At 70.2% G+C, this 24547-nt stretch carries 17 protein-coding genes; 12 read left to right on the top strand and 5 right to left on the bottom strand.

The window, feature by feature from the left end; translation table 11 throughout:
• Positions 1-133 precede the first annotated feature (133 nt).
• The 6 genes from infB to ACTWP9_RS05675 all read left to right on the top strand — a co-directional run bounded on the left by infB (position 134) and on the right by ACTWP9_RS05675 (position 10213).
• The gene (gene infB / locus ACTWP9_RS05700; RefSeq protein WP_443244878.1) at positions 134-3196 is read left to right on the top strand and encodes a translation initiation factor IF-2; all 3063 of its coding nucleotides are present in this window, start codon (positions 134-136) and stop codon (positions 3194-3196) included.
• 146 nt (positions 3197-3342) lie between these two features.
• On the top strand, positions 3343-3639 hold the full coding sequence (locus tag ACTWP9_RS05695) for a DUF503 domain-containing protein (protein ID WP_443244877.1): 297 nt from the start codon (positions 3343-3345) through the stop codon (positions 3637-3639).
• A 149-nt stretch (positions 3640-3788) separates the two neighbouring features.
• Complete coding sequence (gene rbfA / locus ACTWP9_RS05690; protein WP_443244876.1) at positions 3789-4280, top strand: 30S ribosome-binding factor RbfA; 492 nt, start codon at positions 3789-3791, stop codon at positions 4278-4280.
• 3 nt (positions 4281-4283) lie between these two features.
• Complete coding sequence (truB, locus tag ACTWP9_RS05685) at positions 4284-5210, top strand: tRNA pseudouridine(55) synthase TruB (RefSeq protein ID WP_443244875.1); 927 nt, start codon at positions 4284-4286, stop codon at positions 5208-5210.
• A 302-nt stretch (positions 5211-5512) separates the two neighbouring features.
• A complete protein-coding gene (locus tag ACTWP9_RS05680) occupies positions 5513-9106 on the top strand; it encodes a trypsin-like peptidase domain-containing protein (protein WP_443244874.1) in 3594 nt (1197 codons plus the stop codon).
• A gap of 162 nt (positions 9107-9268) precedes the next feature.
• On the top strand, positions 9269-10213 hold the full coding sequence (locus ACTWP9_RS05675; protein ID WP_443244873.1) for a bifunctional riboflavin kinase/FAD synthetase: 945 nt from the start codon (positions 9269-9271) through the stop codon (positions 10211-10213).
• A gap of 207 nt (positions 10214-10420) precedes the next feature.
• On the opposite strand, the gene ACTWP9_RS05670 is transcribed toward ACTWP9_RS05675, so the two are convergent.
• The 3 genes from ACTWP9_RS05670 to eccE form a co-directional block, all read right to left on the bottom strand.
• Positions 10421-14035 (bottom strand): SCO5717 family growth-regulating ATPase, encoded by a 3615-nt coding sequence (locus tag ACTWP9_RS05670; RefSeq protein WP_443244872.1) that lies wholly within the window; start codon positions 14033-14035, stop codon positions 10421-10423.
• Positions 14036-14184: 149 nt separating this feature from the next.
• Positions 14185-14889, bottom strand: a complete 705-nt coding sequence (locus ACTWP9_RS05665; RefSeq protein ID WP_443244871.1) for a hypothetical protein — start codon at positions 14887-14889, stop codon at positions 14185-14187.
• The gene (gene eccE / locus ACTWP9_RS05660; RefSeq protein ID WP_443244870.1) at positions 14889-16268 is read right to left on the bottom strand and encodes a type VII secretion protein EccE; all 1380 of its coding nucleotides are present in this window, start codon (positions 16266-16268) and stop codon (positions 14889-14891) included. Before eccE ends, ACTWP9_RS05665 begins: the two co-directional genes overlap by 1 nt.
• 250 nt (positions 16269-16518) lie before the next feature.
• Between eccE and eccB the strand changes: the two genes are divergently transcribed.
• From eccB to ACTWP9_RS05645, 3 genes are all read left to right on the top strand, one after another.
• Entirely contained in the window at positions 16519-18036 is a 1518-nt protein-coding gene (gene eccB / locus ACTWP9_RS05655; protein WP_443244869.1) for a type VII secretion protein EccB, read from the top strand.
• Between the two features lie 14 nt (positions 18037-18050).
• Complete coding sequence (mycP, locus tag ACTWP9_RS05650) at positions 18051-19358, top strand: type VII secretion-associated serine protease mycosin (protein WP_443244868.1); 1308 nt, start codon at positions 18051-18053, stop codon at positions 19356-19358.
• A 229-nt stretch (positions 19359-19587) separates the two neighbouring features.
• Entirely contained in the window at positions 19588-20103 is a 516-nt protein-coding gene (locus ACTWP9_RS05645; RefSeq protein WP_443244867.1) for a hypothetical protein, read from the top strand.
• 200 nt (positions 20104-20303) lie between these two features.
• Here ACTWP9_RS05645 and ACTWP9_RS05640 read toward each other — a convergent pair whose 3' ends face one another.
• Positions 20304-20795, bottom strand: a complete 492-nt coding sequence (locus tag ACTWP9_RS05640) for a hypothetical protein (protein WP_443244866.1) — start codon at positions 20793-20795, stop codon at positions 20304-20306.
• 1240 nt (positions 20796-22035) lie between these two features.
• On the opposite strand from ACTWP9_RS05640, the gene ACTWP9_RS05635 reads away from it, so the two are divergent.
• The 3 genes from ACTWP9_RS05635 (at position 22036) to ACTWP9_RS05625 (ending at position 24153) form a co-directional block, all read left to right on the top strand.
• Complete coding sequence (locus tag ACTWP9_RS05635) at positions 22036-23271, top strand: S8 family serine peptidase (protein ID WP_443244865.1); 1236 nt, start codon at positions 22036-22038, stop codon at positions 23269-23271.
• Positions 23272-23351: 80 nt separating this feature from the next.
• A complete protein-coding gene (locus tag ACTWP9_RS05630; protein ID WP_443244864.1) occupies positions 23352-23735 on the top strand; it encodes a WXG100 family type VII secretion target in 384 nt (127 codons plus the stop codon).
• Positions 23736-23829: 94 nt separating this feature from the next.
• A complete protein-coding gene (locus ACTWP9_RS05625; RefSeq protein WP_443244863.1) occupies positions 23830-24153 on the top strand; it encodes a WXG100 family type VII secretion target in 324 nt (107 codons plus the stop codon).
• Positions 24154-24264: 111 nt separating this feature from the next.
• On the opposite strand, the gene ACTWP9_RS05620 is transcribed toward ACTWP9_RS05625, so the two are convergent.
• Positions 24265-24528: a DUF397 domain-containing protein gene (locus ACTWP9_RS05620; RefSeq protein ID WP_443244862.1), complete on the bottom strand. Its 264-nt coding sequence runs from the start codon at positions 24526-24528 to the stop codon at positions 24265-24267.
• Positions 24529-24547 lie beyond the last annotated feature (19 nt).

The raw sequence follows: 24547 nt of genomic DNA, 5'->3' as shown, positions 1-24547 counted from the left end.
GTGCGGGGAGAGGTACCTCGCGAGTGGGAAGTAGGTCGAGATTGCGATGAGCACTCGATGAGTACGCGATGAGTACGCCCATGCATCAGTAGCGAAGGTCCGGCGGACGATCCCCCGGGCCGTAAGGAGCGAAGTGGCTAAGGTCCGGGTATACGAACTCGCCAAGGAACTTGGAGTGGAGAGCAAGGTCGTCATGGCCAAGCTCCAGGAACTCGGTGAATTCGTCCGTTCGGCGTCCTCGACAATCGAGGCGCCGGTAGTCCGCAAATTGACAGACGCGTTCGACGCGGGCTCCGGCGGTGGCGCCAAGAAGTCCGCAGCGAAGCCGGCGGCGCCCCAGAAGGCAGCCGCCAGGCCCGCCGCACCCAAGCCGGGTGCGAGCGCGCCGAAGCCGGGCGCACCGAAGCCCGGTGCCCCCAAGCCGGGCCCCGAGGCCCCGGTGACCCCTGCCCCGAGCCCCGCACAGGGCGAGACGGGCGCTGTCGAGGCCCCCAGGCCCGGCACCCCGAAGCCCGGTGCGCCCAAGCCGGGGCCGGCACAGCCCGCACAGCCCGCAGCGCCCGCGAAGCCGGACTTCCAGGCGCCGCCCGCCGCGCCGGGCGGCCCCAAGCCGGGCCAGACGCCGCGTCCGGGCGGCCAGGCCCCCAAGCCGGGCCAGGCCCCGAAGCCCGGCGGCCAGGGCCGTCCGCAGGGCGGCGCCCCGAAGCCGGGTCAGCCCGCCAAGCCGGGTGGGCGTCCCTCCGGGCCGCGTCCGGGCAACAACCCCTTCACCTCGGGTGGCTCCACCGGTATGGCGCGTCCGCAGACGCCCCGTTCCGGCGGTGCCCCCAAGCCGGGCGCTCCGAAGCCCGGTGCGCCCAAGCCGGGCCAGGGCCCGGGTGGCGCCGGTCAGGCGGGTCCGCGTCCGCAGGCTCCGGGTGGCGGCCGTGCCACGCCGGGTAACATGCCGCGTCCGCAGGCCCCGCAGGGCGGCGGTCCGCGGCCGGGTGGTGGTGGCGGCGGTGGCCGTCCGAACCCGGGCATGATGCCGCAGCGTCCTGCCGCGGGCCCGCGTCCGGGTCCCGGCCGTGGCGGTCCCGGCGGCGGTGCCCGTCCTGGTGGTGGCGGCGGTGGCCGTCCCGGCGGTGGCGGCGGCGGTTTCGCCGGTCGTCCCGGTGGCGGCGGCGGTGCCCGTCCTGGTGGTGGCGGTGGCGGTTTCGCCGGCCGTCCGGGCGGCGGTGGCCGTCCCGGTTTCGCCGGTCGTCCGGGTGGTCCCGGCGGCCGTGGCGGCACACAGGGCGCGTTCGGCCGTCCCGGCGGTCCGGCCCGTCGTGGCCGCAAGTCGAAGCGGCAGCGGCGCCAAGAGTACGAGCAGATGCAGGCACCGTCCGTCGGCGGTGTGATGCTGCCGCGCGGCAAGGGCGAGACCGTCCGGTTGTCGCGTGGTGCCTCGCTCACGGACTTCGCGGAGAAGATCAACGCCAACCCGGCGTCGCTGGTCCAGGTGATGTTCAACCTGGGCGAGATGGTCACCGCGACCCAGTCCGTTTCCGACGAGACGCTGCACCTGCTCGGCGACGAGATGAACTACGTCGTCCAGATCGTCAGCCCGGAGGAGGAGGACCGCGAGCTTCTCGAGTCCTTCGACATCGAGTTCGGCGAGGACGAGGGCGGCGAGACGGCGCTCATGCCGCGTCCGCCGGTGGTGACCGTCATGGGTCACGTCGACCACGGTAAGACGAGGCTGCTGGACGCGATCCGGAAGACCAACGTCATCGAGGGCGAGGCCGGCGGCATCACCCAGCACATCGGTGCCTACCAGGCGTCGACCGATGTGAACGGTGAAGAGCGCAAGATCACCTTCATCGACACCCCTGGTCACGAGGCGTTCACCGCCATGCGTGCCCGCGGTGCCAAGTCGACCGACATCGCGATCCTGGTGGTCGCGGCCAACGACGGCGTGATGCCGCAGACCGTCGAGGCGCTCAACCACGCCAAGGCGGCCGACGTGCCGATCGTCGTCGCGGTCAACAAGATCGACGTCGAGGGTGCCGACCCGACCAAGGTCCGCGGCCAGCTGACCGAGTACGGGCTGGTGGCCGAGGAGTACGGCGGCGACACGATGTTCGTCGACATCTCCGCGCGCCAGGGCCTGAACATCGAGGAGCTGCTGGAGGCCGTGGTCCTGACCGCGGACGCCTCGCTCGACCTGCGGGCCAACCCCGACCAGGACGCGCAGGGCATCGCGATCGAGGCCCACCTCGACCGCGGCCGCGGCGCCGTGGCGACCGTGCTGGTCCAGCGCGGCACGCTGCGGGTCGGCGACACCATGGTCGTGGGCGACGCCTACGGCCGGGTGCGCGCGATGCTCGACGACAAGGGCGAGAACATCAAGGAAGCGGTTCCCTCGACGCCGGTCCTGGTGCTGGGCCTGACCAATGTCCCGGGCGCCGGCGACAACTTCCTGGTGGTGGACGAGGACCGTACGGCCCGGCAGATCGCCGAGAAGCGCGCGGCGCGCGAGCGCAACGCGGCCTTCGCCAAGCGGACCCGCCGCGTCTCCCTGGAGGACCTGGACAAGGTGCTCAAGGCGGGCGAGGTGCAGCAGCTCAACCTCATCATCAAGGGCGACGCGTCCGGTTCGGTCGAGGCCCTGGAGTCCTCGCTGCTCCAGCTCGACGTCGGCGAAGAGGTGGACCTGCGCATCCTGCACCGCGGTGTGGGTGCGGTCACCGAGACCGACATCGATCTGGCGACCGGCTCCGACGCCATCGTGATCGGCTTCAACGTCCGCGCCGAGGGGCGCGCGACGCAGCTGGCCGAGCGCGAGGGTGTGGACGTCCGCTACTACTCGGTGATCTACCAGGTCATCGAGGAGATCGAGGCGGCCCTCAAGGGCATGCTCAAGCCCGAGTACGAAGAGGTCGAGCTGGGTACGGCGGAGATCCGCGAGGTCTTCCGCTCGTCCAAGCTGGGCAACATCGCCGGTGTCATCATCCGGTCCGGCGAGGTGCGCAGGAACACCAAGGCGCGCGTCATCCGGGACGGCAAGGTCGTGGCGGAGAACCTCAACATCGAGGGCCTGCGCCGCTTCAAGGACGATGTCACCGAGATCCGCGAAGGCTTCGAGGGCGGTATCAACCTCGGAAACTTCAACGACATCAAGGTCGACGACGTCATCGCGACGTACGAGATGCGGGAGAAGCCGCGCGGCTGACCCCCACTCTCGTTTCCGGGGCCGACCGGCGGAATATTTCCGTCGATCGGCCCCGGCCGTTGCGTGTACGGTGCCAGTGACTCCTACGCCCCCAGCCACCGCTGGGCGGCGACCCAAGGCCCCACGGGTGGCATGACCCGCACTGTATGTACGTAGGGACGCTGTCCTTCGATCTGCTTCTCGGCGACGTGCGGTCGCTCAAGGAGAAGCGCTCCGTCGTCCGCCCCATCGTCGCCGAGCTGCAACGCAAGTACGCGGTCAGCGTGGCGGAGACGGGCGAACAGGACCTCTACCGCAGAGCCCATCTCGGGCTGGCGGCGGTGTCCGGGGACGCGGGGCATCTCAGCGACGTGCTGGACCGCTGCGAGCGGTTGGTCGCCGCGCGTCCTGAGGTGGAACTGCTGTCCGTGCGGCGGCGGTTCCACGGCGACGACGATGAATAGACGCACAGCCGAAGTGGGCGCAGCAGTCGCAGCAGTCGCAGCAAACGCGGCAGCGGGAGCAGCGGTGGCAGCGCAACAGTGGCAGAAAAGCAGCAACGCAGGAACGCAGCAGCGCGTGAGCGCATGGCGCAGAGCAAGGAGACGGACCAGTGGCCGACAATGCGCGGGCGAAGAGGCTGGCGGACCTCATCCGTGAGGTGGTCGCCGAGAAGCTGCACCGAGGGATCAAGGACCCGCGGCTCGGCACACATGTGACCGTCACGGACACCAGGGTCACCGGCGACCTCAGGGAAGCAACGGTCTTCTACACCGTCTACGGCGACGAGGAGGACCGCAAGGCTGCCGCCGCGGGTCTGGAGAGCGCCAAGGGCGTGCTCCGCTCCGCCGTCGGCTCGGCGGCCGGCATCAAGCACACGCCCAGCCTGACGTTCGTGGCGGACGCGCTGCCGGAGACCGCCAAGACGATCGACGAGGCGCTGGCCCGGGCCCGGGCCGCCGACGAGGAGGTCCGCAAGGCGTCCTCCGGTGCCGCATACGCCGGTGAGCCCGACCCGTACCGCAAGCCGGGCGAGTCCGCTGCCGACGACGCGGATCTTCCGGAGGGCTCGGATGCTTCCGACGGCGAGGACGAGAGCGCCTGATCCGTGGCACGTAAGAGAGACAACGGCCCCGGCGGGCTGATCATCGTCGACAAGCCCGCCGGGTTCACCTCGCACGACGTCGTGGCCAAGCTGCGCGGTATGGCCCGCACCCGACGCGTCGGCCATGCGGGGACCCTCGATCCGATGGCCACCGGTGTGCTGGTCGTCGGCACCGAGCGGGCAACCCGGCTGCTCGGCCATCTCGCCCTGACGGAGAAGGAGTACGTCGCCACCGTCCGGCTCGGCCAGGAGACCGTGACGGAGGACGCCGAGGGCGAGCTCACCGCCTCGCGGGGCGCCAAGGATCTGGACCGGCAGCGCGTGGATGCCGCGGTGGCCGCGCTGACCGGGGAGATCTCGCAGGTCCCGTCGGCGGTCAGCGCCGTCAAGGTGGACGGCAGGCGTGCCTATGCACGGGTGCGCGAGGGCGAGCAGGTGGAGCTGGCCGCACGGCCGGTCACCGTCTCCTCGTTCGCCGTGCACGAGGTGCGCGAAGAGACCGCCGAGGACGGCACACCAGTCACCGACCTGCTGGTTTCGGTGGTGTGCTCGTCCGGCACCTATGTACGGGCGCTCGCCCGAGATGTGGGCGCGGCACTGGGCACGGGCGGGCATCTGACGGCGCTGCGGCGCACCCGGGTCGGCCCGTACGGCTTGGACGGCGCGCACACCCTGGAGCAGCTGCAGCAGTTCGTGGACGCCGAAGAGCCGTTGCCCCTCCTGCCGTTGGGCGAGGCCGCAGCCGCCGCGTTCTCCCGCTGGGACGTCGACGAGGAACAGGCACGCCGCATCGGTAACGGCGTCCAGCTGCGAATGCCGGCGGACGGCGTCGGACCCGGTCCCGTCGCGGTCTTCGGACCTGACGGGCAGCTCATCGCGCTGGTGGAGGAGCAGGGCGGCAGGGCGAAGAGCCTCGCTGTCTTCGTGTGAGGGACGGCTGCTGCTTTACGGGGTCTGATGGGCCCGTCTCCGTGTGGGGGACGGGCCCGTCTTCGTGTGGGGGAGTTTTCGTCGCCGGTAGGCGCGGTGAGGCCGTCTTCGTGTGGGTGACCTTCCCGTTGTGGTGCGGCCCGCTTCCCGGTCCCCTGGCGAGTGAGGAACCGGGGATATCCCTGGGCGCCGGTGCATTCACCCGGATGGCCGGGCGCTCGGGGTGAAGCGTGGGCGCGGGTGGGGGCGCGTTCGGCGCCGGGCCTGTTGCCGCTGATCAACTGCGCTCTACGGTCGACGCGGTGGTGAGGGCGGCCAGCGCGGAGGTTCGAGCGATGTCGGCGGTGTGCGGGAGACCCACGCTGGTGCGCCTCAGCGATCTGGCGGGACGGCCGCGCGGCCTCGGCTTCGTCGCCGACGACCTCGGCACCGTGGTGACCAGCCACGAGGCGGTGGACGGCCTCAGCCGTGCCGTACTGCACGCGGGAGAGAGCTCGGTCACCGCGGCGAGCTGTGACATCACGCCGCTGCCCGAGTGGAACCTGGCGCTGATCCGTACGGCGGGGCTGTGCCTCGACCCGCTGGTCATCGGGGCAGAGGGGCCGCACCCGGGCACCCGGGCCGTGCTCCTTACCGAGGACGAGGCCCTCCCCAGCACGGTGACCGGCACCGTGCCGGTCACCTACACCTCCACGGCCCGCTACCACGCCATGGAGCGGGCACTGCTGCTCGAACTGCCCGAGTCCGTCAGCGTCCCGCTGCGGCTGTCCCGGAAGGCGTCGGGTGCCCCCGTCGTGGACGCGGCGACCGGGGCCGTCCTCGGCGTTCTGGGCACCGCACTGCACGCAACGTCCGGACGCCCCGGGCGCTTTGCCGTACCGCTGCAAGCGGCGGGCGTGCCGGCGCCCGACGGTCCACTGGGCGTACTGCTGCGGCGCAACGGTGCCTCCGCGCCCGGGTTCGGCCCCGATCTGAACCTGGCCGGGGTGCTGCGGCTGGCCGCGGCCTCGGTGGGGCCCGCGGTGGAGCGGTGCGCACATGCGGTGCCCCGGCCCGAAGTCGCCGAGCACCTCAACTTGTTCGCACACAGCGGGGCCTCCGTCATCGCGTTGGCGGGCGCCCCCGGTACGGGCCGTACCACCGAGCTCGCCTCCGTCGCAGCCAGCCGGGCGCGAGCCGCGGAGCCCGCGCCGAGCGTCTGGCTGCGCGGTGCCGAACTGCATCCCAAGGACGCCGGGCTCCGGGAGGCGGTCGGCCGCGCACTGGCGGCGGCCGACCGGACCGTTGCGGCATCCGGTGTGTGGGACGCATCCGGGGCCGTGCCGGCGGGTGACCTTTGCGGGGCCGACCCCGATGTGGTCGCGCGTCTCGCCTGCACTGCCGGCCGGCCGCTGCTGGTGCTGCTGGACGCACCGGAGGAGATGCCGCCCCACCTCGTGCAGACGCTGCCGCAGTGGACCGTCCGTACGGCGAGCTGGCTGCGGGCCACCGGTGCGCGGCTGGCGGTCGCGTGCCGCCCCGAGCACTGGGAGCAGGCGGCCGCGCTCTTCCCCGAGGACATGCTCTACGCACTCGCCGGGACCAACGGCAGTGTGCGGGTGGGCGATCTGCCGCCCCGGCAGGCCGCACGGGCTCTGGCTGCCTACGGCTTGCCGGACGGTGCCCTCGCGACCGGCGATGCCGGGCACCCGCTGGCGATGCGGATGCTCGCCCAGGTGTGCGCGGCGCAGGGTGCCGTGTGCGGGCGGGGCGTACCGCGGGCGCCGGGTGCACAGTACGCGGACCGAGGCGAGGCGGCGGAACCGCCCCCAGCCCGTCATGAGATCTTCGCCGCCTTCCTGGATCTGCTGTGTCTGCGCATCGCACAGCGGCTGATGTCGCGGGGTGAGGGCGAACGGAACACCGGAGTGCCGCAGCGGGCGGCAGGAGCAGCGGTGGGCGCCGATATTGCGGACCTGGGCTCCGTCCGGCGGCTCGCTGCCCGCGTCGCCGGTCGGCTGCACGAGGCCGCGCGCCGCTGTCTCGGGTCCGGGCAGGGCGAGTTGAGCGCCGCAGCGTTCGACGAGCTCTTTCCCTGGCGCGGCGGCTGGGCCTCCGCCGTGCTGACGGAGGGCGCGCTGGCCCCGGCGGGCGCGGGCTACCGGTTCGTGGACGAGGAGTTCTCCGACTGGTTGCAGGGCTGCCATCTTGACCTGGACGTGGCTTTGGACACACTCGTGCCGTGGCGAAGCGGGGCCCGGGACGGTGCGGTTCGGGTGCCCCGCCATCGCGCCGGTCCCGTCGTCCAGGCGCTGCTGCTGTGCGACCGGCGGGACGGCGCGGAGGTGCTCGCCCCGCGGCTGCGCCGGTTGGCCGACGCCTTGGGCGAGGCCCTGGGTGCGGCCCCGAGTGCAGCCCTGGACGACGGTGTGCCGGACGGCGAGGCCGCGTGGTGGGCTGTGCACCTGCTGCGCGAGACGCTGCCGCGGATGCCGGACGCGTGCCCGTATACGCCCGTCCTGGGCAGCCTGGCGGAGCGGGTGGCCGAGCGGCAGGAGAGCGCCATGGTGCGGGACAGTTTCGGGCCCTGCTTCTGGCGCGGACTCCCCCTGGACGCCGCCGGGAAGGCGGAGCTGCTGCGGCACCTGTTGCCGGCCGACGTACCTGCGGACCGGCCGTGCGAACAGGGCCGCTATCTGGACGTACTCAAGGAACTGCTGACTGCCGAACCTCGCACTGTGCAGCCGCTGTTGTGCGACTGGTTCAGCGATCTGCGGCCCCTGCGGCGGCGCACGGATGCGGACGGGCGCACTGTGCCCACTGTTGCCACCGCCGCCCAGGCACTGCTGTACACCAGCCGGCACATTGCCATGGACGAGCTGGCCGATGCCCTCGTCGACGCCGCACACCCGCGCGCCGACGAGCTCCTGGCCGAGCTGGTGCAAGACGAGCTCCCCGCAATGTGCCGAGCCGTCGAACGGTGGGCACACGACACCCGCACCGACGGACGGGCGACGGCCGCGGCCGGCTACGGGGTGCGGGCGGCGCGTCTGGCAAGCACCCACTCCGACCGCAAACTGCTGCGCTCCGCCGCCCTCGCGCTGCTGCGCCGCCCCCAAGACCGCGCACTGCGCACCGCGGCTCTCGCCATCCTCGTACGCGACCCGCACAGCCGCTCCCGGCATATGAGGGCTGCACTGCGCTGTGTCACCGAGACCCGCGAAGCCGAGTTGGCGGCTGCTCTGGGTACCGCACTGGGCACCCACCCGGAGCCGGTGTTCGCCGCTTATCAGGCGCTGCTCACCGGGCCTGCCGACCCGGCAGCACAGTCGCAGGCCGTGCAGGCGCTCGCACAAGTGCGCACCCCGGCACTGGCCCGGCGCGCCGCTCTGCTGGTACGCGAACACGCCGTGCTCCGCCCATGGCGGGCCCGCGACGACGTGGCCGCCTTCGTGGAACACCGACTGCGAAACGGCCCGGGCGCCCGCGCCGTGCTGCGCCCACTCGTGGCGGAGCTGCTGGAGGAACAGGAGCCGACATTCCGGGCACGTCTCGCCCATGTGCTCGGCGCGGGGGAGGGGCCGCTGCGCGACGAGCTGCTGGATCTCCTGCTCGCCCAAGAGCGCGACGAATCCGTCCTGGAGGCCGCGCTGGACGCCGTGGCCCGGCGTACGACCGTCCCACGGCAGCGGGGCGGAACGCCCGAGGAGAAGCTGGTGCGGCGTATCGGGACGCGGATGGCAGCCACCGCGCAGGGCGCGGCCTCCTTCGACCGGGCGCTCGCCCGCTTCGCCCGTGAGCTGCCTGGCTTCGCGGGGGCTGTCAGCGCCTGGGTGGCACGGGAGCCGGAGCTGTGGACGGCTGTTGTGGGGCCCCGTGCCCGCCGAGTGTGCGACATGCTGGACGGACACGTCTGACGTCCGGGGCGGGGCCGGATCCGTGCTCTCGTCGTGCCGGTGGCCTGGAGGTGGGTCCGTGCGGGCCGGGACGGCGGGGCATGGCACCCTTGGACCGGCAAGACCCGTCATCATCACCATCGGCACAGGCACTGGCGAACCAGGTAGCGACGAGGAGCAGACGTGCAGCGCTGGCGTGGCTTGGAGGACATCCCCGAGGGCTGGGGGCGCAGCGTCGTCACCATCGGCTCGTACGACGGGGTGCACCGCGGGCACCAGCTCATCATCGGCAGGACGGTGGAGCGCGCCAGGGAGCTGGGCGTCCCCGCTGTCGTCGTCACATTCGACCCGCACCCCAGCGAGGTCGTCCGGCCGGGCAGTCACCCCCCGTTGCTCGCACCGCACCACCGGCGTGCCGAACTCATGGGGGAACTGGGCGTGGACGCCGTCCTCGTGCTGCCCTTCACCGCCGAGTTCTCCAAGCTGTCGCCCGCCGACTTCGTGGTGAAGGTCCTCGTGGACAAACTGCACGCGCGCAGCGTCGTGGAAGGCCCCAACTTCCGCTTCGGACACAAGGCGGTCGGCACCGTCGAGTCCCTGGCCGAGCTGGGGGAGACGTACGACTACGACGTGATCGTCGTCGACCTCTTCGAGCGCACGGAGAGCGGCGACGCGTTCTCCTCCACGATGGCGCGGCGGCTGGTTGCCGAGGGCGACGTGCGGGGCGCGAGCGAGGTGCTGGGCCGTCCGCACCGTGTCGAGGGCATCGTGGTGCGCGGAGCACAGCGTGGCCGCGACCTCGGCTTCCCCACGGCGAACGTCGACACACTGCCGCACACCGCCGTCCCGGCCGACGGCGTGTACGCGGGCCTGTTGACGGTGGCGGGCGAGGCGATGCCCGCCGCGCTTTCCGTCGGCACGAACCCCCAGTTCGACGGCACCGAGCGCACCGTCGAAGCGCACGTCATCGACCGCGTCGACCTGGATCTGTACGGGCTGCACGTGGCCGTGGACTTCGTGGAGTACATCCGCGGCCAGGAGAAGTTCGACACCCTTGACGCGCTGAAGGCCCGGATGGCACAGGACGTCGAGGAAACCCGGCGACTGGTGTCACCGACGCAGGACTGACTCTGGTCGGCCCACCCGGTCCGGCCTAGCGTCGGCCGCGCCGATCGGGTACAGCACAGCCGGAGGGGCGGCGGACAGTGTCCGCCGCCCCTCCGGCTGTGAGCGGTCGTATGCCCCGGCTTTGCAGGCTTGTACGCCGCCCGGCCGACCGGCTGTACCAGCCTGCACGGCTCGGGGCTCCCGGCTACCGGCCGTCTGCGGCCATTGCTACTGCTGCCAGCCGCTGCCGGGCTGTGGCTGACCGGGGTGCCCGGGCTGACCGGGGTGCTGCTGGCCGGGTTGCGCAGGACCCGGGTACCCGTAACCCCCGCCCGCCCCGTACGGCGGCTGCTGCTGTGCGGGTGGCGGACTGGCGGCGGCACCGGGGTGCCCGGGCTGAGCGGGCTGTGCCGGTATGCCGCCCTGGCCGGGCATCGGCGGGGCGAGCTGCGGTGGCGGATTGCCGTCGGCCGTCCACAGGCCCTGCTCCTGCTGGGCCCGCGCGAAGTCCTCGGCCACCATCGCGGACAGGTTGAAGTACGCCTCCCGCGTCCTCGGGCGCATCATGTTCAGGTCCAGCTCGGCGCCCGCCGACAGGTGCTCGTCGAACGGCACGGTGATCACGCCGCGGCACCGGGTCTCGAAGTGCGCCACGATGTCCTCGACCCGGATCATCTTTCCGACCTCGCGCACCCCGGAGATCACCGTGATGCTCCGCTGCACCAGCTCCGAGTAGCCGTGCGCGGCGAGCCAGTCGAGCGTCGTACTGGCGCTGCTCGCACCGTCGACGGAGGGCGTGGAGATGATGATGAGCTGGTCGGCGAGGTCCAGCACGCCACGCATCGCGGAGTAGAGCAGGCCCGTTCCCGAGTCCGTCAGGATGATCGGATACTGCCTGCCCAGTACGTCGATCACGCGGCGGTAGTCGTCGTCGTTGAACGTCGTCGAGATCGCCGGGTCGACATCGTTGGCCAGGATCTCCAGCCCGGACGCCGCCTGGGAGGTGAACCGGCGGATGTCCATATAGCTGTTGAGGTACGGGATCGCCGAGACCAGGTCCCGGATGGTGGCGCCGGTCTCGCGCCGCACCCGGCGGCCGAGCGTGCCCGCGTCCGGGTTGGCGTCGATGGCGATCACCTTGTCCTGCCGCTCGCTGGCGAGCGTCGAGCCCAGGGCCGTGGTGGTCGTCGTCTTCCCGACCCCGCCCTTGAGGCTGATGACGGCGATCCGGTAGCAGGACAGCACCGGCGTACGGATCACTTCCAGCTTGCGCTGCCGCTCGGCCTCCTCCTTCTTGGCGCCGAACTTGAAACGGGAGCTCTTGCCCGACTGCGGACGCGGCTTCTTCTTGTTGTTGATCAGCCGGTCCGAGGACAGCTCAACTGCCGCCGTGTAGCCCAGCGGTGAGCCGGACTGGTCCACCCGACGCGGGTCCACAGCGCCCGGATTCGGCTGCAGCGGCGACTGTGCCTGGGGCGGTTGCTGTGCTTGCGCGGGCGGCTGTGCTTGCCCAGGGGGCTGTGCTTGGGCGGGTGGCTGGTTATGGGCCGGCGGCTGGTTCTGGGCGGGTTGCTGTGCGTGGGCCGGTGGCTGCTGTGCCTGTACCGGTGGCTGGGCTTGTGTCTGTGCGGGGGGCTGCGCCTGTGCCTGTGCGGGTGGCTGGCCCTGCGTCGGTGCCGGTGCTTGGGGCTGCGCCTGCGCCTGGGGGAGCTGAGCCTGCGGGTGCTGGGCTTGGGCCGGACGCGGGGCGGGCAGCCGGCCCTGCGGCTGCCCCTGCCCGGGCCCTTGTCCCTGCCCTTGCTGGGGCGTACCGGGCTGAGGCAGGCCGGGGTGCGACTGCGGTGCCGGGGCCTGAGGGGTGGGCAGCCCGCCCGGTGCGGCCTGCTGCCGGCCGTGCGGCGGCACGGGCTGGTTCGGCCCGGGCTGGTACTGCTGTCCGGGCTGGGCCTGGCCGGGCACGGGACGGACCGGCTGCTGCTGTGCGGGTGCCATCCCGGGGCCGCCCTGCGGCTGCTGCTGCCCCGCCTGCGGGTAGCCGTAGCGGCTTTCCGGGGCCTGCTGGGCGGGCTGTTGTCCCTGCGCCTGCTGTGAGGGCTGCGGTGGCTGGGGGCTCTGGGGGGCGTGCGGGGCCTGCGGGCTCTGGTTCGGACTCTGCGAAGTGTGGGACTGCTTGCCCCCGTCCTGCGGTGTTGCGCTCGGCCACGCGCTGCCCTGCGGTTGTGCGGAGGCAGCAGGCTGGAAGTCCGGCGGCAACGGGGGCAGCTCCTGCGCGCCCCCCGCGGTGCTGCCGCTGCCCTCGCCGGGCGGGCCCGACCAGTGGCCCGCCTCCTGCGGCGGAGCGGGGGACAGGGGGTGGGGCGGCAGAGCGTCCTGCGGTTCCGCGTCCTGCGGCTCCGCCGGGGCCTGCGCGGACGGCGCTTCGGCATACCGGCGGTCGCGAGAGGGGGCTTCCAGGTCGAAGTCGTATGCGGCGGGAATCGCATCCCGGGGCTCCGCCGGTTCCGCATCGCTGTCCGCGCGGTCGCTTTCCCCGGCGTCCGGCGCGGTCGGGGCGCTCTCAACCCGTCCGGCTGACACCTCACTTGGCGGGCTGTTCATCGGTTCCGCCGACACGCGGTCGGTGTCCGGCTGAGGGCCGGCCTCCGGCTGCGCGTTCGCGGCAGCGTCGTCGCTCTTGCGCTCCTCCTGAGCGGCGTACGCGGCAATCTCGCGGCGCAGCGCGGCGGCGGAGAACCGCATCGTGGCGCCGTCCTCGGCGTCACCCCGGGCTCGCGGCCCCTCCGCGACGTCGGAGACCTCCGAGACCTCCGGTGCTTCCGTCGCCTCCGGCTCCCGCACCGGCTCCGCGGACTCCGGCTCCGACTCCGACCCCGGCCGGGGCTCGGAATCAGATGCGGGCTCGGTCACGGACGGCGCTCGCCAGCTCGGCGAGGCGGTGCTCCGAGGCGCTTCATCGTCTTCGGGTTCATCGTCGTCGCGTCGGCCGTCTTCGCGTTCGTACTGGTCGTCTTCGCGCAGGCCGTCCGAACGGGCCGCGTCCGGACCGAAGGAGTCAGGTCCGAGGTCGTCAGCCGCGCTGACCACCGGCTCGCCTTCCGGCTCCCTGTGCAGTTCCTCGTCCCGCGCGTCCGAAGCGTCTACGTGCGCCGAAGCGTCTACGTGCCCCGAAGTGTCCACGTGCGCCGAAGCATCTACGTGCAGCGCCGAAGCGCCTGCCTCGGCCGAAGCGTCCACGTCCGCCAACGCATCCACAGGGGGCGATGCGGTGCCGAACGGCTGCTCCCGTTCGTCTCCGTAGCCCCCGGCTTCCGTCGTTTCCCCGGCTACCGTCGTTTCCGCCGCTCCCGCCGCGTTCTCCGTCTCCTCTTCCCGCTGCTCGCTGAACGGCTTCAGCGAGGGGAAGGCGGGCAGATCGGCCGGCGGCGCATCGCTTTCGGGGGAGCTGGAGATGCCGGAAGATCCCGCCGCTTCAGGGGACTCGTAGCCGGACCCGGGCGGAACGTCCTCCGCTGACGGGACCGAGGGAGCCGAGGGGGCCGGTGAACTCGCCCACCAGTCACCGTCGTTGAATCGTGAACCACTGAAGTCCGGCCCGACTCCCGAGTGGTCTTCCTGCCCCGGCCCCTGCCCTGGTCCGGACATCGGCGCGGGCGCGCTCGGGGGCGGCGCCTCCTGGGGCTCGGGCCTGCTGGCCGCGTCCTGCGTATACCAGGCAGGCGGCGTGTAGTCGATGGTGAACTGGCCCGTCGACTCCGGCTCGCTCTCGGCATCCGCTTCCGCGTCGAGCTGGTCAGAGCCGGGCATGGTCCCGCGGACGCGGATCTCGTCCCGGTCGCTGCTCACAATGCCTCCTGCTGTGGTCATTCACCCCGGTTTGCCGCGCGCCCGCCTACGCGCGTCAGTCCAGCCTAATCATCGCAACTGTCACGCGGGCAGTGCGGTCCTGTGACCGGCGTCGGTCCAGATCGTGTGTGACTCGTGCGAGGTCCGTGTCAGTCCAGCCGTCGCGGCGTCCCCAACAGCCCCGTCTCGGCGTCGGTCGGCTGCGTGAGCGCGTACTGCCGTTCGCGCCGCGTGCACCACAGCGTGACACCGTCGCCCAGAGTGGAGAGCGCCTCCACCTCCTGGCGCGGCAGTTGCATGATGCGCCCGATCTGCTGTGCCTCGTCCGGCGAGACCCGCTGGATACCGGACAGCCCCGCGCTGCGCAGCAACCGGGGAGCGACGGGGCTCAGATACGGCAGCAGCGTCAGCACCGACTGCCACGGCATGGCGGCGACCCGGCCACGCGGAGGCCGCATTCCGCAGTCCCGGATGACCAGCACCGGACTGCTCACCGTGGGGCCCATGGGCGGCACCCGTCCCACGTCGTAGAGCGTGATGCATTCCTGTCCGGCGCCCGCCGCCTGCACCAGGTTCGTCCACACCTGGGCCCGGCCCGTCTCCACCGCGACCCGCGCGCCGGTCGCGGCCAGCCGCAGCGCCAGCACCTGTGCCGTCCACAGGCCACCGATGAGCACCACGTCGTACGGGGTCGGATGGTGGAAGCCGACCACCTGGGGGCGTCCCTCCGAGTCGTTCCCGACCACCACGCCGTCGTCACCGATGGGCAGCGACAGTGCGGCCAAATGGTCCGCGGGCACGGCATGTTCGGTACGGCGCGGACCCAGCAGTCCTTGCGTGTAGCGGCTCGCCATCAGCGCACACCCCCCAGCGGCAGCGTTGCGAGAGCGCCCGGCAGCTGCTCCCGGTCCAGCCGCACCAGCCCCACCCGTCCCGAGCGTGCGGCCCGCTCCAGCTGCCGCCGGGCCGCCGCCAACTCGTTGTCCGAGCGGCCCGTCAGGCGGACATGGCCGCTGACCATGACGGCGCTGCGCCGCGCGGAGCGGCCCAGCGTCAGGCTGAACGTCGTCGTGAGCGTCGGTGCGGACGTCAGCAGGGCCACCAGGCGCGGCAGCGGCGTGGCAGCGCGGCCCAACTCGGGCCAGCGGCCGACGCCGTACGTGGTGTGCCACCGGTCGTCGCACCGCCAGGCGCGCGAGGACTCGGCGGTACGCCGTGCGGGAGTCGCGTCCGGCCGGCTGGCCCTGGCCGTGGCGACCGGGCTCACACAGGCCGAGGTCGCCACCGCGGCTATCAGCTCCTGCTCGTTGAGCACCGTCGCGACGAAACCGGCCCCGGTCACCCGGCTGGCCAGGTGGTCCGCGGCGCGCACCAGACAGCGCTGCGCGCCCTCCAGGCCGCCTCCCCGGGCCTCGACCGCCTCCGGGCACAGCTCCGGGTCGAACTTCAGCGCCACCCACGTCAGCCGCAGCGCGGGCGATCCCGTCTGCTCCTGCAACGGCCCGTAACTACGCCGCGCCACCGACTGCTCCGGCAGATGGGGCGCGGGTGCCGGCTGCACGTGCTGCACCACCTGCACGGACTCCAGCGTGATGCCGTCCACGTCCAGTGCGTCATGCATCAGCTCCAGCGGCAGGGCGCGCGCTCCGAAAGCCGGGCGCAGCGCGCTGGGCGCAGCCTCTATCCGCACCAGGGCCGTCAGGAACGTGCCGTCGCCCAGCATCCCTATGGTGCGCCGCTTCTTGTCGATGTAGGCGTACGTACGCAGCGCAGGAGCGCATTCCACCAGGGGGAGGAAGCTGGCGTCGACCCGTTCGCCGTCCTCGTCCAGCACCATGGCTGGCGTCAGCGGCTGGGCCGCGGCACGTCTGCGGGCACGCAGGGCCAGCAGTGTGCTGAACCAGTCGTGGACCGAGCGCTGGTGCCTGCGCATCACCGCCAGCGCCACCAGCGCGGCAGCGACCACGACGGCGGGCACCAGCAGCAGCCGGTCGATGGCGGCGGCGACCAGCAGCACCGCGGCGGCCAGCTCCAGCAGCACCAGCTGTTGCAGCTGGAACGGTCCCAGACGGCTGGTGCGCGACGCGGTGCGCAGCGTCGTCGAGGCAGGGACCCGGGGCCTGGGCTGGGGTGACCGGGCTGCGGACGCGGCGGCTCCCGGGCGCCGGGGCGCACCCGGCCCAGAGCGCCTCGCGGTGCCGGCCGCACCCCGCGCCCGCGTCGCAGATCCCATCCGAGAAGGCCCCCTCATGTCCGAATTAACCCCACTCGTCGGGGGCGTTGGGCGGGCGATCACGATACCGGAGCGGCACAAGGCAATCCCCAACCGGCATAGTAGGGGCCCGGTCCGACAATCGGCAGCGCTCGCGGGCGTCGCACGGACCGGTGAGCGGTACCGTTCCGGACCGGCCGGGGCCGTCAGGGCCCGTCAGGGCCGGACGGTGCGGGGGACAGCAGGGACTCAAGGGGAGCGTCTTTCACTCATGGCATCACGGCGCGACGAGCTCAATGCCTATACCTTCGCGAAGAAGCGGTTGGTGGCGGCGTTTCTCCAGCCGTCACCGACAGGCACCGAGGAGGGTGCCCCCCGCCCGCTGCGCGGCATCCTGCCCGGCATCGTCGTCGGTGTGCTGATCCTCGCGGGATTCGGTGCTTGGGGCATGTTCAAACCGAAGGCCCCCGAAGGCTGGGACACACCGGCGGAGAAGGTCATCATCGGCTCCGAGTCCACCACCCGCTACGTGGTGCTGAAGACCGACGGGAAGGCCCAGCTCCACCCGGTGCTCAACCTCGCCTCCGCCAAGCTGCTCCTCGACGCGGGCAAGGGCGAGGTCGTCAAGGTCGACGAGAAGGTCCTCGACAAGGGCGACATACCGCACGGCGCCTCCCTCGGCATCCCCTACGCGCCCGACCGGCTCCCCGAGGGCAAGGAGGCGGGCGAGAAGAAGCGCTGGGCGGTCTGCGAACGGCCCAGCCAGGGCGACCGCGCCGTCCAGAAGGCGGCCTTCGTACTGGCCGACCGCGACCAGGACAAGGTCGAGGGCGAGAACCGGCTGCGCGGTGGCGAGCTCGCCTTCGTCCAGGGCCCTGACGACCGGCTGTACGTCGTCGACAAGTCCGGCCGGAAGTACCGCATCGCGCAGGACAAGACACTGCTCACCATCCTGGTGGGCAACCGCAAGCCCCAGCGCGTCTCCAGGGAGTGGCTGGCCACGCTGCACACAGGCCAGCACATTTCCTTCCCGCAGGTCCCCGGCCAGGTCGGCGCGGACGCGGGAATCTCCGGCCTCGACCCGAACACCAACCAGGTGGGCACCGTGATCAAGTCGGCGTCCGGCAACCACATGCAGCACTACGTCGTCCTGTCCGGCAAGGTCTTGCGGATCACCGACTTCATGGCGCAGCTCCTGCTCTCTTCCAAGCAGCTGCTGCAGCTGAACCAGAACGGCGAGGCCATCAAGGTCAACGCCAGCGCCTTCTCCTCGTCCGGCACGTTCGGCGACTCCCTGAAGTGGCCCCGGGAGAAGAGCTACGCCGTCAACTCCGCCGGCACCGGTTCGGGCAGCCGCAACGTCGCCTGCAACGTACTGCGCAAGGTGAACGGCAAGAGCGGCGCCACCACGCTCAGCACCTGGGTGGGCAAAGAGTTCCCCGAGCAACTCCCCGCGGGCACCTCCAGCGCCTACGTCACCCCCGGAACCGGCCAGCTCTTCCGCCAGTTCAAGGGCCGCAGCCCGAGCGACGGCGGCCTCTTCCTGGTGACCGACACCGGGCTGCGCTACGCGATGCAGAACAACACCGACAGCTCGCAGGGCGACTCGGGCATCGGCAAGGACGGCAAGAAGTCCAAGAAGGAGCAGCAGCCCGAGGGTCAGAACGCGCAGCGCAGGCTCGGGTACGAGGGCGTCAAGCCCGCACCCGTCCCGGCCGAGTGGGCTGCCTTCCTGCCCACCGGGCCGCGGCTGTCCACCGGTGACGCACTCCAGCCGCAGGGCTCCTGAAAGTGGTGACGACGATGCACAACAGGCTGCCCCGCAGCGCGACGCGGCACGGCACCACCGGACTGCGGGGTATGCGCCGCCTGGCAGCGATGGCCGCCGCCACGGTCGTCACCGCCTCCACCCTGACGGTCACCGTCGCCCCGCCCGCCGCCGCGGACGCCAGTACCCAGTGCAGCTTCCCCGCCAAGCCGTACGAGGGTCGCCCGTGGTCGCTCCAGCGGGTGCTCCTCAACGAGCTGTGGAAGGACACCAATCAGGGCGCGGGCGTCCGGGTCGCCGTCATCGACACCGGCGTCGACATCGCGAACAAGCAGCTCAAGGACGCCGTCGATGCCAAGGCCGGCAAGAACCTGCTCCCCAAGAAGCTGAAGAAGGACGAGACGGGCGCAGCCACCCCCCGCGGGAAGGCCAACGGCACAACGGACGAAGTCGGCCACGGCACCAAGGTCGCGGGCATCATCGCCGCCCGCCCGGCCGAGAACACCGGCTTCGTGGGGCTCGCGCCCAAGGCGACGATCATCCCGATCAAGCAGAACGACGCCAACGGCAGCGGCACGGTCGGCTCCCTCGCCGACTCGATCGACTACGCCGTGAAGGCCGGCGCCGACATCATCAACATCTCCCAGGACACCGCCGAGGCGCTGCGGGCGGACTCCTCGCTGGAACTCGCCGTGCAGCGCGCCGTCGACGAGGACGTCGTCGTCATAGCCTCCGCGGGCAACGACGGCCTGGGCGGCCAGAACAAGAAGACCTACCCCGCCGCCTACCCCGGTGTCCTCGCGGTCTCCTCCTCCGACCGGAACAACGAGCGCGCCCCCTTCTCCCAGGCGGGCGACTTCGTGGACGTGGCAGCCCCCGGCGTCGACATGGTCTCCACCGTTCCCAAGGGCGGCCACTGCGTCGACAACGGCACCAGCTTCTCCGCCCCGTATGTGGCGGGCGTCGCGGCCCTCCTGCGCGCGAAGCACAACAAGGGCCCGGACAAGTGGTCCCAGCAGAACATCGTCGCCCAGATCGAGCAGACCGCGGAGCGCTCGATCCCCGGCCACGACCGCCTCGTCGGCTGGGGCGTCGTCGACCCGGTGGCCGCTCTGACCGAGGACGACAAGCGCATCGACCGCCCTGTGGCTCAAGAAGGCGTCGAAACGGCCAAAAAACCGACACCGGCCAAGCTTCAGCTGGGAGAAACCGAGCAAGAACGGAACGAGAGGCTCGGAACCTACGTCCTTGTAGGAGGTGGCACTCTCGTGGCGGTCGTAGCAGGCACCTCGCTCATCTACCGCGACTGGCGCCGCCGCAAGCATCCGACGCCCAGCCGCTGACCGTCGGCCCGCTGGTCTGCGTCGGCCTGTCGGTGTCGGTGGCCACTGGTAGAAAAGAGGTATGTGCAGCAGGAGTGTCACACGTTACGGTCCTGCTACGAGCAACTGTCAGCAGCTCATTTGCAGTTGGGATCGACCGGGTCCAGCTACTACAGTGACCTGAGCGCTGTCCGACGGACCACGAAGACCGTCGAGCAAGCAGCGAAAACGGGGCAGAAGGGGGAAGCCCATGGGGCAGTTGGGGCCCGACGGCAAGGAGACGCCGCCGCCAGTCCTGCCGTCGAAGTCGCAGGCTGACCTCAAGCGACGTGCCGAAGCGCTGAAGAAGCTCAAGAAGCGCATCGACGGGGTCATCACAGAGCTGGACACCTCGCCTGCCGCGAAACACAAGATTTCGTGCAGGCGCGTCACGCGGCAGTCACTCGGTGGCCGCAATCTCCCCTTCGCCGAAGCGGATGACCTCTTCACCAAGTACAGCGAGGTGCACGAAACCCTCACCCTCCTCTCCGAGTCGCTCCGGGATCAGATCGATGCGATGAGCATCGCGGTCAAGTACGCCGACGGAAATCTGGACGAGGTGGAGGAGGACGAGAAGCGCCGGTTCTGGGAGATCCAGGCCAGAACAGAAGCCCTGGCAGAGAAGTTCAAGCAACACGGCAAGGGCGGACACGAGAAGCAGGACCAGGGCGGGGACACACCTGCCAAGAAAGCGCCCGAGGGTGGCAACGACGACGGCAGCTACTAGTTGGCCACATCAGCCCGGAATCAGGAGGATCCATGGGTGGCAAGGGCGACAAGAACGAGTCGATTGATTCGGACTCCGGGAGGGGGTTCTCGGCGGATGAGATGCCGAAGGACGCCTTCATTCCGATGGAGTACAACCCTCTTTTCCAGTCGGATCAGAACCCCCTGCTCCCCTACACGGCTGGCGCTCCCCTACTGCTTTCACGGAATGCCGCACCGGGCTCGGCGACCGATTTTGAAAAGTACCGCGTCAACCAGTTGAAAGACCTCGTCGATGCCGGCGTTCCCCAAGACCTGGAGGACGTCGGAGAAGCCCTCTGGGACGCTGCCCGCGCCATCAAGGACGCCGAGAGGGAGCTGAAGACCTACTTCGAGGAGACCGATCCCGACTGGGAAGGCGAAACGAAGAAGGCGTTCGACGGCTGGGCCAAGGGGCTTCGGAAGAACACCATCAAGCTCAGCGAGTACGCGGGCATGGTCGGTTCGCATCTCAAGGGGGCCGGCATCGGCCTGGCCATGGTCCAGAACTCGATGCCCGAGCGGGACGCAGATGATGACGGGGCCTCGTCGAAGAAGGGTGACGACTCCGACTCCAAGGGCGGCGACAAACCCCCGAAGGAAGACCCCAAACACAAAGAGGCCGTCCGCCAGGCGGAAAAACTGAGCTCCTACTATCGGGTGGCTCTCCAGCACATACAGACGGCGGAGAAGGAAAAGCCGGTCTTCGAGGCATTGCCGGACGTGGGTATTCCGCCGGCGCCTCCAAGTTCTGGCCCCATCGAACCTGGCGCCTCCGGCGGAGGAGGTGGGCAAGAAGCGGCGGCAGCGGCCCCGTATGCCGCTGGCAGCCCTGCCCGGGGTGCTTCTGATCAGGCGGGTCCGGCCCATGTGCCTGGCAGCGACGGGTCGATCAGCAGGGCTGATCCCATTGCGCCTCATTTTCCCGAGGATCCCGTCCGCCCGGGTACGGCTGTTGCCACGAACATCGACAGCGCTCCGCCTGCTCCCGTCGTACCGCCGATGGACCCTGGCCCTTCGCCGCAGGTACCTCCGGCGACCGGTCCACCCGGTCCGCCGCCCGGTGGCCCACCCCCTGGTCCGGGCCCCTTTGTTCCAACGGGAGGGCCGCCGCCCGGTCGAATTGGTCCCGGCGGCGCCCCACCACCACGGCCCGTCGGACCTCCGGCCACGGCTCGCACTGGCCCCCAGCAACGCCCGTTCATGCCGCCGCCTCCGGTCACGAACACGGGACGCACCGGACCGACGGGACCGAATGGTCCTGTCGGGCGCCAGGGTCCGATGAGGCCAGGACCTATCGGCCCAGTTATGCCAGGTCCGACAGGTCAGCAAGCCGGTAACAACGGACCTCGAGGTCTCGGTCGTCCAGGGATGATGGGTGTTCCTCCGGCCGCGATGGGGCCGAACGCCGGGGGACGCGGGCCGAACTCCGGTTCTGCTCGGTCCGGCCAACGCGGCGGAATCGTGGGCGGCACCCCAAGCCAGCCTGTATCCGGCTCGAACGCGTCGAGCTCCCGGGTGCCGCGGGGGATGGTCATCGACGGACAGGGCTCGACGGCGCCTCGGCGCCCCACGGGCATGGTCCCGCCCGTCAGCGGTGGGGGCGCAGAAGGAGCGGCCAGCCAGAGTGGCGGGCAGCGCGCGGCAAGCGGGAGGGCTGCAACCAACCGGGATGGCGTTGTCGGGGAGCCTCGCAACGGCGATTCGCACCAAGAGGGGGACTCGCGCGGCTTCTTTCCCGGTGGTACGGGCCTGGTCGTCGGGGGCCAGCCCTCGTCGTCGCAGAACAAGCCGCAGAATCAGCGGCGTGAGAGGACTCGACGTTCGGACTACCTGTCAGAAGAGGAGCAGAACAGGTCGACCGGGCGGCGTGGCAGTGTGCCGCCAGTGATCGAGTAATCCAGTGAGAGCGACCATGACAGCAACATCTCGAAAACAGCGAACAAAGCGTCGGCTCCTCACTGGACTTGCGGCAGTCGGAGCCTGGACGGTCTGCATAGCAGGTCTGGCTCCAACGGCCACTGCGGAGGACGTTCGGTCTCAGCAGTGGTATCTGAAGGCGATGCAGGCCGAGAAGATGTGGAAGGTCAGCACCGGTCAGGGAATCAAGGTCGCTGTCATCGACTCCGGGGTTGATCCGACCACTCAGTCACTCCAAGGCCGTGTCCTTCCAGGGAAGGACCTCTCTGGAGCTCCGGGTGACGAAACACGCGATGATCTCGGCCACGGAACGACGATGGCCGAACTCATCGCAGGCTCCGGCAAAGGCGGGACCTTGAAGGGGCTTGCTCCAGGAGCGAGGATTATCCCGATCCGGACCAACCTCACCGGAATGGAAGGCGCCGACCGGAAGAAGGAGCACCTCGGGGAGGCCATCAGAGCGGCGGCTGACAGCGATGCCCAAATCATCAACATGTCTCTTGCTGGCACCGCTCCGCATCCTTCCATCGAGGAAGCGATGAAGTACGCGACCAAGAAAGGAAAACTCCTGCTGGCTGGCACGGGGAATGATGCCAAGAAGGGCAATCAACTCAACTATCCCGCCGCCTACAGGGACGTAGTAGCCGTAGGAGCCACCGACCAGTCCGGGAAGGCGGCCGACTTCTCCAATCGCAACCACACGATCCTCGCGGGCCCGGGCGTGGGGGTTCCGGGGTGGTGTGACGGTAAGAAGCAGAAGTACTGCACCCAGGGCCATGGAGGCACCAGCTCTGCCACCGCAATCACGTCCGCCTCCGCCGCTCTGATCTGGTCCAAGCACCCGGACTGGACGGCGAATCAGGTGAGCCGGGTCCTGATCAAGACTGCCGGCCTGAAGGACAAGGACAAGGGTCCTGGCAAGAGCATCGGCTTCGGGGCCGTTCGTCCACGTCTCAACCTCCTGGAGAACAAGGGCGATCCCGGCGATCCGGACATCAGTCCGCTCACCGGGGAGCGGACCCTGCACACCAAGTCGAAGTCGTCGAGTTCGCACGCCAAGGACGCTGGCAAAGACTCGAACAAAGAGGCTGCCCCCGGTCAGGCAAAGGTGGCAGACTCGAAGTCCAAGGGGAAGGACCGAGGTTGGCTCCTGCCCGCCACCGGCATCGCGGCAGGAGTCGTCGTCCTCGCGGGGTGCGGCTTCGCTGCCGTACGTCTGAGGCGGAACTAGGCAAGTGGCAGTGGGCGTCATAGTCGGAGACGAAAGCGACGAGATGACGAGATTCGGAACTCACGAAGGGGACGAGTGTCATGGCGGACCAGAAACTCGATGATGCGTCACTCCGGAAGAAGGAGGAGTGGCTCGTAGCGAAGATTGGCAACATCAACGGGCAGGTCAAGGGTCTCCAGGGTGTCATCGACTCGATCGAGACTCAGTGGAGGGGCATTGGTGCGGGTGCCTTCAACGCGAAGCAGACCCAGATCAACAACCACATGGCATCGCTGAACCGGTTGCTGGCCTATTTCCTCGAGGGTATTGAGGCCGCACGCAAGGCTTCCGGGCTCAACGAGGACGACATCGCGCAAGCCCTTCGTGGTATCGACGTGGCCGACAACGGCAGCGGATACGGCGTGGGTCCCGGGGGACAGCCCAACTCCAAGCTCGACATGTACTCGGCTCCGCCGTCGAACTGAGGCATAGCTCAAGTTCTTTCAACCGCTCGTGGGATGAGGGGCCGCACCGGCGGCGTTCACGGACGGTACAAAATCATCTCAGGGAGGAAGGGTAATGCCGAACCCGAACACGTATGAGGAAGGGCTGAAGGTAAGTTATGCCAGCCTGGACACTGCGGCTGATGCCATCGATAAGCAGGCGAAGAATCTGAAGGGCGACCTCGACGACATCGAGCGCGAGGTCAGGGAGATCTCCGCGGTGTGGGAGGGCGAGGCGAAGACTGCCTATCAGGCGACGATGAAGAAGTGGGAGACCGAGGTCTCCGCTGTCCACCTCAACCTGATGCAGATCGCCCAGGCCGTGCGGCTGAGCAAGGACGGCTACCAGTCCACGGACATGAAGTCTGCAAAGTGGTTCCAGGACCACGGCAAGATCTGACGATCAGGAACGGGTCAGAATCCTTCACGCCCTGAGGGTGGGTTTCCGCGGAAACCCACCCTCAGTGTTTTCTCAGCCAAAAAATACAGTGGAAGTACAGCCGCACAGGAACTATTGCTGGGGCTGCCCCCCATTGTGCGGCATCGGCTCCAGGTCGAATTCCCCGTCCCGCGCCCCCAGTACAAACGCCTCCCACTCGGCCGCCGTGTACCGCAGCACCACGTCCGGCTCTTTCGAGTTGCGCATGGCGACGGCGCCGCCGGGGAGGTGGGCGATCTCGACGCGTTCGTCCTCCGGGCTGCCGGGGGCGCTCTCCCATACCGCGTCGGAGATGTCCATGGCGTACAGCTCTTCCTTTTCCTGCTGAGTACCCACAGCAGTTCTCCTTCCTCGG

Source organism: Streptomyces sp. 3N207 (assembly GCF_052246355.1).
In the GTDB taxonomy this organism is placed as follows: domain Bacteria; phylum Actinomycetota; class Actinomycetes; order Streptomycetales; family Streptomycetaceae; genus Streptomyces.
Note: the sequence above shows the minus strand (reverse complement) of the source record. Positions and strands in the feature narration are given on the sequence as shown.